The sequence below is a fragment of the Accumulibacter sp. genome (assembly GCF_032229525.1).
GTDB lineage: Bacteria > Pseudomonadota > Gammaproteobacteria > Burkholderiales > Rhodocyclaceae > Accumulibacter.
The window spans coordinates 21,220-30,359 of the sequence record NZ_JAVTWB010000228.1 but is presented as its reverse complement, the minus strand read 5'-3'; the positions used below and the strand labels follow the sequence as shown (position 1 = coordinate 30,359).

Genomic DNA, 9,140 nt, shown 5'->3' with positions numbered 1-9,140 from the left:
ACCATCCGTCACCGACCAGAAAGTTCGCGTTGGCGTATCTGTCTGAACCAAGACGAACGTCGGAAAACTCCCCGCCGGCCGTCTAAAAAACAACATTAAAAACAATGGCTTAAAAGTTCTGCACTAAAATCGCGAAGTCACGAGGTTTCGAGAGAAACGCCCCGTAAGACGCCAAAATCGGCAAAAAATGACATTTGTGGGGTCGGCGAGGTCAACAGGTATAAACGAAAAACCCCGCGGAACAAGGCGTTCAGCGGGGCGTTCGTTTGTGGTGCAGAGAGTTACGGACTACTGGCCTGGCGGAGAGGGAGGGATTCGAACCCTCGGTAGGCTCACACCTACGCCTGATTTCGAGTCAGGTACATTCGGCCACTCTGCCACCTCTCCGACGGGGCGCAATGTTAGCACAGGACGCCCCGTTGATGCGCTGCTCCGGTGGCTAGATTTTTGCTGGCCGGGACGAGACGATCATCGCCCGGGCCGCCACCGCCAAAGCAGTGAGCATGCGACCGCCAGTTACGGCAGGCTGATTCGCTCCAGACCGCCAAGGTAGGGGCGCAGCACGGCAGGAATGGTGATGCTGCCGTCGGCATGCTGGAAGTTCTCCATGATCGCCACCAGCGTCCGTCCGACCGCCAGGCCCGAGCCATTGAGGGTGTGCACCAGCTCGGTACGGTTGCGCTCATTGCGGTAGCGCGCCTGCATGCGACGGGCCTGAAAGTCCCCGAAGTTGGAACAAGAGGAAATTTCACGGTAGGCGTTCTGCGCCGGCAGCCAGACTTCGAGATCATAGGTCTTGGCCGAGGAGAAGCCCATGTCGCCGGTGCATAGGGTGACGCGCCGGTAGGGTAGCTCGAGCATTTCGAGGATCTGCTCGGCGTGGCCGGTGAGTTCCTCGTGCGCCGCCAGGGAGTCTTCGGCGGCGACGATCTGCACCAGCTCGACCTTGTCGAACTGATGTTGGCGGATCATGCCGCGCGTGTCGCGACCGTAGGAGCCCGCTTCGGAACGAAAGCACGGGGTGTGGCAGACCAGCTTGAGGGGCAGCGCCCCGGCGGCGAGAATCTCGCCGCGCACGATGTTGGTCACCGGCACTTCGGCGGTGGGGATCAGGTACAGCGGCTCGGCGTCGGCGCGCAGGATCTTGAACAGGTCGTCTTCGAACTTCGGTAGCTGGCCGGTACCGAGCAGGCTGGCGGCGTTGACCAGATAAGGCGCGTAGACCTCGGTGTAACCGTGTTGCGCGGTATGCGTGTCCAGCATGAACTGGGCGAGCACCCGATGCAGACGCGCCAGTTGCCCCTTCATCAGCGAAAAGCGTGTGCCGGCGATTTTCGCGGCGGTGGCGAAATCGAGCTGCCCGAGGGCTTCGCCAAGGTCGACATGATCCTTCACCACAAAATCATAGACACCCGGCGCACCCCAGCACCCGGTTTCGACATTGTCGGCTTCGGACTTGCCGATCGGGACGCTCTCGTGCGGCGGATTGGGCAGCACGGCGAGAAATGCGTCGAGTTCCTTGAGCAACTCTGCGAGGCGAACTTCATTGGCCTCCAGTTCGTCCTTGAGGGTGGACACCTGCGCCATCACCGGCCCGGCGTCTTCACCGCGCCCCTTGAGCATGCCGACCTGCTTCGAGAGGCTGTTGCGTGTTGCCTGCAGTTCCTGGGTACGGGTCTGCAGCGTCTTGCGCTCGCTCTCCAGGCGTTGGAAAGTGGATTTGTCGAGCGTGAAGCCGCGCGTTGCCAGTCGTTCGGCAAGCGCATCGATGTCGTTGCGCAGCAGTTGGATATCGAGCATGCTCAGTCCTCAGTTTGGTCATCGCGCAGCCTGCGCATCCGCCCTCTTCCGCCGCTGCTGCGCAGCACCAGCCGGGGCTGCGAGAGCGAAACGACGATGGCCGGCCTAATCTTTCTCTTCTCTTGCCTGGCGATCGAGCGCCCGCAGATGCGCCAGCTTCTCGCCGATGCGGATTTCAAGACCACGGTCGACCGGCCGGTACCACTCGACCGCCGGCATGCCGTCGGGTAGATAGCTTTCGCCGGCGGCGTAGGCTTCGCTCTGGTCGTGCGCGTAGCGGTAATCCTTGCCGTAGCCCAGGTCTTTCATCAACCGCGTCGGGGCGTTGCGCAGATGGGCCGGCACCGGTCGCGACGCGTCACTACCGATGAAACCCCGGGCCGCATTATACGCGAGGTAGCCAGCGTTCGACTTGGCCGCCATCGCCAGGTAGAGCACCGCCTGCGCCAGCGCCAGTTCGCCTTCGGGTGAGCCGAGGCGCTCGAAGGTCTCGGCGGCATCGAGCGCGATGCGCGCCGCCCGCGGGTCGGCCAGGCCGACGTCTTCCCAGGCCATGCGCACGATGCGCCGCGCCAGGTAGCGCGGGTCGGCGCCACCATCGAGCATCCGGCAGAACCAGTAGAGGGCGGCATCGGGCGAGGATCCGCGCACCGACTTGTGCAAGGCCGAGATCTGGTCGTAGAAGGCGTCGCCACCCTTGTCGAAACGACGCAGGCTCTGCGCCAGCGTCGTTTCGACGAAGGCGCCATCGATAGCGGTGACGCCAGCGGTCGCGGCGGCGGTACCGATCTGCTCGAGGAGATTGAGCAGGCGGCGAGCGTCGCCGTCGGCCAGCCCGACCACCCGACCGCGCGCCTCGTCGTCAAAGTCCAGGCCTGGCAGTGCCTGACGACAGGCGCGCTCGAAGAGCTGCCCCATCTCCTCGGCCGACAGCGGTTGCAGCACGTACACCGAAGCGCGTGAGAGCAGCGCCGAATTGACCTCGAACGACGGGTTTTCGGTGGTGGCACCGACAAAGGTCAGCAGCCCGCCTTCGACATAGGGCAGAAACGCGTCCTGTTGCGCCTTGTTGAAGCGATGTACTTCATCGACGAAGAGAATCGTGCGACGGCCATTGAGCGCGCGTGCCGTTTGCGCGCGGACCACCGCCTCGCGGATGTCCTTGACGCCCGAAAAGACTGCCGAGAGGGCGATGAAGTCGGCGTCGAAGGCGTCCGCCATCAAACGCGCCAGCGTCGTCTTGCCCACCCCGGGAGGCCCCCAGAGGATCATGCTGTGCAACTGTCCGGACTGGAACGCCATCGCCAGCGGCTTCCCCGGGCCGAGCAGATGCTTCTGGCCGATCACCTCGGCCAGCGTCTGCGGGCGCAGTCGCTCGGCAAGCGGTGCGTCCGGTTGATTTGCCGCAAAAAGATCTGCCATCAATCGCTTCCGTCAAGGCGGCGCGCCCGGCGGCGGCCGTTTCAGCAGCCAGCCGCCGCAGCCCCGGTCGTGCTGCCGATATGGCCCGCATGCTAGCAGCTTTTAGCGCTCCTGCCCGCGCTGCGCGCTGCCGTCAAGCCCCGCCTCTCGATCCCGTGATCCGCGGACCATCGGCCAGGGCCAAAGCTCGATTTCACTGACTGATCAAGAGCGTGACATTGCACACGGACGATCCCGGCCACCAGTCCTATAGTCTGTCCATCACTTCAACGGTCCCTACGACAATGAAAGCCCTGACCACAATCTGGCGGTCACTGAAACGTCCGCAAACTCGCAGCAGCGTCGACCGGCGCGGGAACGATGCCGGCCCACGGAGCAAGGTCGCCGAACGTCGGCGGATACCCGAGCGTCGTCTGCCCGAGGTAGTCCTGGTACCCTTCGCGATGTTCGCTGCGGCGGTTGTCGCACTGCACAAACGAGCGTTCCCACGCCCACCTTCTTCCTCCAGTGGTTGACCAGCGGCACCGCGTCACGGGTGCCCTGCTCGGAATGGCGCTGTCGGTTGGCGCCAGCAATGTAGCGAACGGGTAGCCAGGGCGGAATCTCGCCCTGCCGCAAGCTGAAAACCGAGCATTTGACCGGGTGCAAAGCCCGGTCTTTTTTTGCCCGGATTTCCTGCTGTGTCCTCGCCAACGGAGATCGTCACGCCATGCCACCGGCCGAGCGATGAAAGTCGGTGAGCTGTGATGTGGCAAGATGCTGCCTTTCCGAGCCTGCCAGTCGCGGCAATTGTTTGCCCAAGCGGCAGGAAAGGGCGAACGATTGCTTTCCGGTGGCGGTCGTATGGTCGTTCGATGTCGGCGTTTCGATCTCCAGGGAGCTGGCCATGAGCAAGCTGCAGTTGATTCGTTGCGTGCTTGGCAGCCTGTGCTGGATGACCGTCCCGGTCTGGGCCGGCGGTTCGAACTATGGCCTCACGCCGGGGTCTCTGCCGCAGATCGCGGGCAGGGTGAGCGAATGGCCGGTGCCGACGCCGAAGTTCGCGCGCGACCCGGCGCCGGCGCCCGACGGCAGCATCTACATCGCGGTGATGCAGGGCAACCGGATCGCCCGCTTCGACCCGCGCAGCCAGCAATTCACCGAGTGGCCGCTACCGGCAGACGCCAATCCGCATGGTCTGCTGGTCGACGCGCAGGGAATCGTCTGGTACACCGGCAATGGCAACGGCACCATCGGCCGCCTGGATCCGAATTCCGGCAAGGTCAGCGAGTTTCACACCCCATCGGGGGGTGATCCGCACACCATCGTCCTTGATGGCCAGGGCGATCTGTGGTTCACCGTACAACACGGCCAGCGCGTTACCAGGCTCGAGCGCGCCAGCGGCCGTTTCACCGAGTACCCGACCAGCGGCAACCCCTACGGCCTCGCGGTCGACGCCCAGGGCGTGGTGTGGTTCTGCCGCCTGCGCGCCGACAAGCTCGGCTGGATCGATCCGAAAAGCGGTCAGACCGGCGAGGTCGACACCGGCCGTGGGTCGGCACCCCGTCGCATCGCTGCGGCGCCGAACGGCGACCTGTGGATCGCCTACTACGGCAACGGCAAGCTGGCCCGCCTGGATCCGCGCGCCAGGCGCATCGTGCAGACCTGGGAGCTGCCGAAGGAAGGTGGCCGCGACGCCTACGCGGTGACCGTCGACGCCGCCGGGCGGGTGTGGGTCAATGGCATCGATACCGACACCGTGTCGATCTTCGACCCGGCCAGCGAGCGCTTTCGTGTCATCCGGCTACCCTCGGAAAACATCGGTATCCGCAAGGCGATCATCGACGCGCAGGGGCGCTACTGGTACATGGGCAGTCACAACGGCCGCCTCGGCATGGTCGAGTGAGCGGCGCGCAGCCTGGCACCTGGCCCTGGCACCCCCTGCGGGCGGGCTCAGGAAGCCGGCTGGTGCGCGTCGAGAACCGACTGCTCGAGCTCGCTGAAGGCTTCGGCCACGTAGGTGCTCAAGCGCTCGAGGTTGGGCAATTCGTCGGTGGCGATCAAGCCGAAGAACAGTTGCCCGGCGTAGCTGAACAGGGTGATATTCAACAGATTGCCGGCCGGCAGCGTGCTGATCGGATGCAGCTCCTCCATTCTGGCGCCCTTGATGTAGAGGAACTCACGCGGCCCCGGGATGTTCGACACCAGGGTATTGCCGGTCGGCGGCAAGCGGTCGCTGAGGCCCAGCATCTCGGCGAGTTGCCCCACCACGCCGGTGATCAGGGTGTAGGACTCGATCGCGTCAGGTTCGACACTGTCGATCATCGAGCGCACATTGCGCAGCGAGAAGCCGATGTTGCGCAAGCGGACATAGGGGTCATCGGTGGGCGGCGAGAGCGCAACCTGGATGATGCCGAACTTGTTGCCGGAGCCGTGTTCACCGTCCTTGCGCAGGTTGACCGGCATCTGGATGGTGATCGGTCTTTTCAGGTCGACACCCTCGTCGCCGAGATAGCGGTGCAAGGCGCCATCGAGGCAAGTCAGCGCGACATGGTTCAGCGTTGACCGCGTCCGGGCACAAATCAGCTTGACCCTTTCCATCGCCACGCTGGCCGTCGCAAACTGGCGGCCAGCGGTGACCTGCCCGGTCAGCGGCGTGTCACCCTCGGCGACGAACGGCAGCGAGATGGCATTCTTGGTGAGCTTGACGCTTTCCAGCAACAGCATCGCGGCCAGCCGTCCGAGGCCCAGCAGGCGCTTGCCGGCACCGGCCAGATGGCCAAGCAGCGACTCTGTTTTTTTCGCCTTGAGCCGCTTCTCCTTGCTGTCGGCAGCGGCATGACGGACCGACCACAACGGCCGTAGTTCGAGGTCGGTCGCGCTGGCGGCCAGCGAGTCCGCTGCCCAGCGCACCATCGTCATTCCGTCTGCGCTGGCGTGATGCATCTTGACGTACAAGGCAAAGCGCCGTTCGCTGATGCCATCGATGACGTGCACCTCCCACAAGGGCCGCGAGCGGTCGAGCATCGGTTGATGGAGTTCGGAGACCCGTTGGTAGAGCTCGTGGCGACCGTTCTTGCCGCGGCGCAGCTGGTGATAGAAGAGATGCCGCTCGAGGTCCACAACCTTGCTTTCGCGCCAGGTGGGCATGCCGGTGAGCGAGAAGTGAATGACGCGGTTGAACGGCGGTTCGACGTCGGTGAAGCCCAGCAACTCCTGGTACAGGTCGGCGACAAAGCTGGTCGGCGCTTTGGCCGGCCGCTTGCAGATCATCAGGCCACCGACGTGCTTCGGGCTGGCCTCCGACTCGGCAACGAAGAAGGCCACATCCAGCAAGGACAGTTTGTTCATCAAGGCTCCCTTCGCCCCTGGTGTGCCCTGCTCCGCAATGCGCATCGAGCAGAGCAGCTTGTCGACCCTTCAAGCCAGTTTCGGCCCACCGCCGGGCGCCTCACGCCGATGCGCTCAGCATCGTTCGGCAAGCGGCTGGCAAGCCTGAAAGCACTGGCCCGCCAAGGATACCTCATCAGAGCAGCGCAGTTTTAGAGGAAAACACCCAGCTGTTTAGTATGTGCCCTCTAGCGATCGTCACTAGACTGGTCCTCGCTAGCTGCCCAGGCAACTGCAAGAACTTTCATATCCAATCGGATAAAGGAGAAACAGAATGAGCAAGACACTGACAACATTGGCCGACCGGGTCAGCAACGAAGAAATCCTGACGCAGGCCCGGGAATCCGCACGCAAGCTGTGGCTTTTTGGCCTCGGCGCCTACTCCCTGGCCACCAGGACCAGCGTCGAGACATTCGACACGCTGGTTCGCGAAGGCAAGGCTTTCAGGCCCAAGGCGCAGCGGCAGATCGCAGAAAAATCAGCGGAGCTGATGAGCAGCGCCAACGACAGCATCGACCGCGGCGAACGACTGTTCAAGGATCGGCTGGTACGGCCGCTGAGCTTTCTGCTGCTGGCCAGCAAGCGCGATGTCGAACAGATCTCGAAGCGCCTGGTCCAGTTGACCGCCGAGGTGCGCAAGCTGCCCGGCAGCCAGGGCGCGCCAGCGGCAGAAAAAAAGCCGGCGACGAAGCGGGCGATCAAGCCGGCAGCGGCGTCGACGGTCACTGAAGGCGTGCCGACGATGGCCGCGACTTCCTGACCAGCATCCCTGCGCAGCGGGCGCAAGGGCCGGGGCAGCCAATCCCCGGCCTGTCGCCGCGCGTCGCAGCTCTCCACGAAAAGACAGGTGATCCAACAGCGACGCTGCGGCATCTGCCACCGCCCTAGCCCTCTCGCACCTTCACCGCCTCACTGAGCAGCCATTGCCGGAAGACGCTCACCAGCGGGCGGTCAGCGACCGCTTCGAGCGCCACCAGGTAGTACGCCTGCGTCGGCTTGATGACGATGTCGAACGGCATCACCAGTCGCCCGGCTGCCACTTCGCCTTCGACCAGCTGTTTGGAAGCCAGCGCAACGCCGACGCCATCGATCGCCGCCGAGACGAGTAGCCCGGGGTCGCTGATGCGGGTGCCCGCATCCGAATCGATACCGCTGACACCGGCGACCTGCAACCATTGCTCCCAGGTCGGGAGGTCGTGCAGGTCGAGCGATGATTCCGATTCGTTATGCAGCAAATTGTGACGCCGCAAGTCGGCTGGCACGTTCAATGGCCGCATCCCCAACAGCAGGTGCGGACTGCACACCGCCGTGTAAGCGGGCGAGAAAAGCCGGTCAACACGGCAGCCGTCGTATTGCCCACTGCCGAAGCGAACAAAGATCTCCGTTCGGTCATCACGTACGTCGACCCCTTCAAGACCAGAGACATGTGACGCCTCACTGGCGTCGATGGTATCGAGCGAGGTGGCCATGTGCAGCCGGATCTCGGGATGCGCGGCAGTAAAGTCGGGCAGACGGCGCATCAACCAGCGCGCGGCGAAGGCTGGCGGCGACCTCACCAGCAGGCGTCCGCCAGCGACGCGCTGGCGCGTGCTCTCGATCGCCGAAGCAAAGCACTCCAGGCCCTCACGGACCTTCGGCAGCATTGCCCGACCTTCTCGCGTCAGCTCCAGGGCACGGGTCAGCCGGTGAAAGAGCGGGAAGTGCAGGTATTCCTCAAGGCCACGAATCTGGTGGCTGATGGCTGTCGGCGTCACCGAAAGCTCCGCCCCGGCGTCTTTGAAACTCAGATGGCGAGCCGCGGCTTCGAAGGCGCGCAGCGAGCTCAGGGGTGGCAGGCGGTACGTCATATGGCTGAGATTTTCTCATGCATCAGCTGACATTTGATCGTTTGCCGGCCCCACGGCAAACAAATAAAGTGGCGCTGAACTCTCGGAAACCGAGAACAACGCAAGACCAAAAGGAAGCAGAAGGAAACCCCAAATGAATACCGAACTCAACAATGACCAGATCAAAATGATCGTCGAACGTGCCCGCAACGAGCGTGGCATCGCCGCTGGCCGCTTAATCGCCACCACCATTCACAGGCTGCTGGACCGGATGGAAAAAGGCTCAAAAAATGCGCCGCAGGCGCCAGCAGTATTGCCGTCAGGATACCACCTGAGCAGCGAAGGCAGCCGCCCCAATGCCTTCGACACGTCGGCCTTCGGTTGATCGTCCGCTGACACCCTGACGCAAGAACCCCGTTACACCCAAGTCTCAACTCTCGGATGCCGAGAACAACACCAGGATCAAAGGAACACCCACATGAAAAACGACCTCACCTACGACCAACTGACGATGATCATCGAGCGTGCAACGCGCGAGCGCAATGCCGCCGTCAGCGAACTGGTCACCACCCTCCCTGGCAAAATCCTTGCATGGGCAGCACAAGGCGCCGAGAAGTTCCGCCAGGCACGAGCGGTGAACGTGACGGCACCCATGAAAGCCTTCGGCGGGTCGGCCAGCATCTGAGCATTTGCTACCACGTCGCAGCAGAACACCCGCCACAT

9 protein-coding genes and 1 tRNA gene are annotated in these 9,140 nt (G+C 63.5%); 4 read left to right on the top strand and 6 right to left on the bottom strand.

All coding sequences use genetic code 11. The annotated features are described in order from the left end of the window. Positions 1–297 precede the first annotated feature (297 nt). The 4 genes from RUW20_RS18270 to RUW20_RS18255 form a co-directional block, all read right to left on the bottom strand. A tRNA-Ser gene (locus tag RUW20_RS18270) sits at positions 298–387 on the bottom strand. Positions 388–516: 129 nt separating this feature from the next. Further along, positions 517–1,800: a serine--tRNA ligase gene (serS, locus tag RUW20_RS18265; RefSeq protein ID WP_313953650.1), complete on the bottom strand. Its 1,284-nt coding sequence runs from the start codon at positions 1,798–1,800 to the stop codon at positions 517–519. Positions 1,801–1,905: 105 nt separating this feature from the next. Next, positions 1,906–3,222: a replication-associated recombination protein A gene (locus RUW20_RS18260; protein WP_313953649.1), complete on the bottom strand. Its 1,317-nt coding sequence runs from the start codon at positions 3,220–3,222 to the stop codon at positions 1,906–1,908. A gap of 702 nt (positions 3,223–3,924) precedes the next feature. Beyond that, positions 3,925–4,110 (bottom strand): hypothetical protein, encoded by a 186-nt coding sequence (locus RUW20_RS18255; RefSeq protein WP_313953648.1) that lies wholly within the window; start codon positions 4,108–4,110, stop codon positions 3,925–3,927. Between RUW20_RS18255 and RUW20_RS18250 the strand changes: the two genes are divergently transcribed. After that, complete coding sequence (locus tag RUW20_RS18250) at positions 4,109–5,107, top strand: hypothetical protein (protein WP_313953647.1); 999 nt, start codon at positions 4,109–4,111, stop codon at positions 5,105–5,107. The genes RUW20_RS18255 and RUW20_RS18250 overlap by 2 nt on opposite strands. 47 nt (positions 5,108–5,154) lie before the next feature. Here the strand turns inward: RUW20_RS18250 and RUW20_RS18245 are convergent, their stop codons facing one another. Continuing rightward, entirely contained in the window at positions 5,155–6,552 is a 1,398-nt protein-coding gene (locus RUW20_RS18245; protein ID WP_313953646.1) for a wax ester/triacylglycerol synthase domain-containing protein, read from the bottom strand. Positions 6,553–6,865: 313 nt separating this feature from the next. Here RUW20_RS18245 and RUW20_RS18240 point away from each other — a divergent pair, with 313 nt between their 5' ends. Further along, positions 6,866–7,351 carry a phasin family protein gene (locus RUW20_RS18240; RefSeq protein WP_313953645.1) on the top strand — a complete coding sequence of 162 codons (486 nt, stop codon included), beginning with the start codon at positions 6,866–6,868 and terminating at the stop codon, positions 7,349–7,351. 124 nt (positions 7,352–7,475) lie between these two features. Here RUW20_RS18240 and gcvA read toward each other — a convergent pair whose 3' ends face one another. Beyond that, complete coding sequence (gene gcvA / locus RUW20_RS18235) at positions 7,476–8,438, bottom strand: transcriptional regulator GcvA (RefSeq protein WP_313953644.1); 963 nt, start codon at positions 8,436–8,438, stop codon at positions 7,476–7,478. Between the two features lie 133 nt (positions 8,439–8,571). On the opposite strand from gcvA, the gene RUW20_RS18230 reads away from it, so the two are divergent. Both RUW20_RS18230 and RUW20_RS18225 read left to right on the top strand, forming a co-directional pair. Further along, the gene (locus tag RUW20_RS18230) at positions 8,572–8,802 is read left to right on the top strand and encodes a hypothetical protein (protein WP_313953643.1); all 231 of its coding nucleotides are present in this window, start codon (positions 8,572–8,574) and stop codon (positions 8,800–8,802) included. 93 nt (positions 8,803–8,895) lie between these two features. Further along, the gene (locus tag RUW20_RS18225; RefSeq protein WP_313953642.1) at positions 8,896–9,102 is read left to right on the top strand and encodes a hypothetical protein; all 207 of its coding nucleotides are present in this window, start codon (positions 8,896–8,898) and stop codon (positions 9,100–9,102) included. Positions 9,103–9,140: the final 38 nt, after the last annotated feature.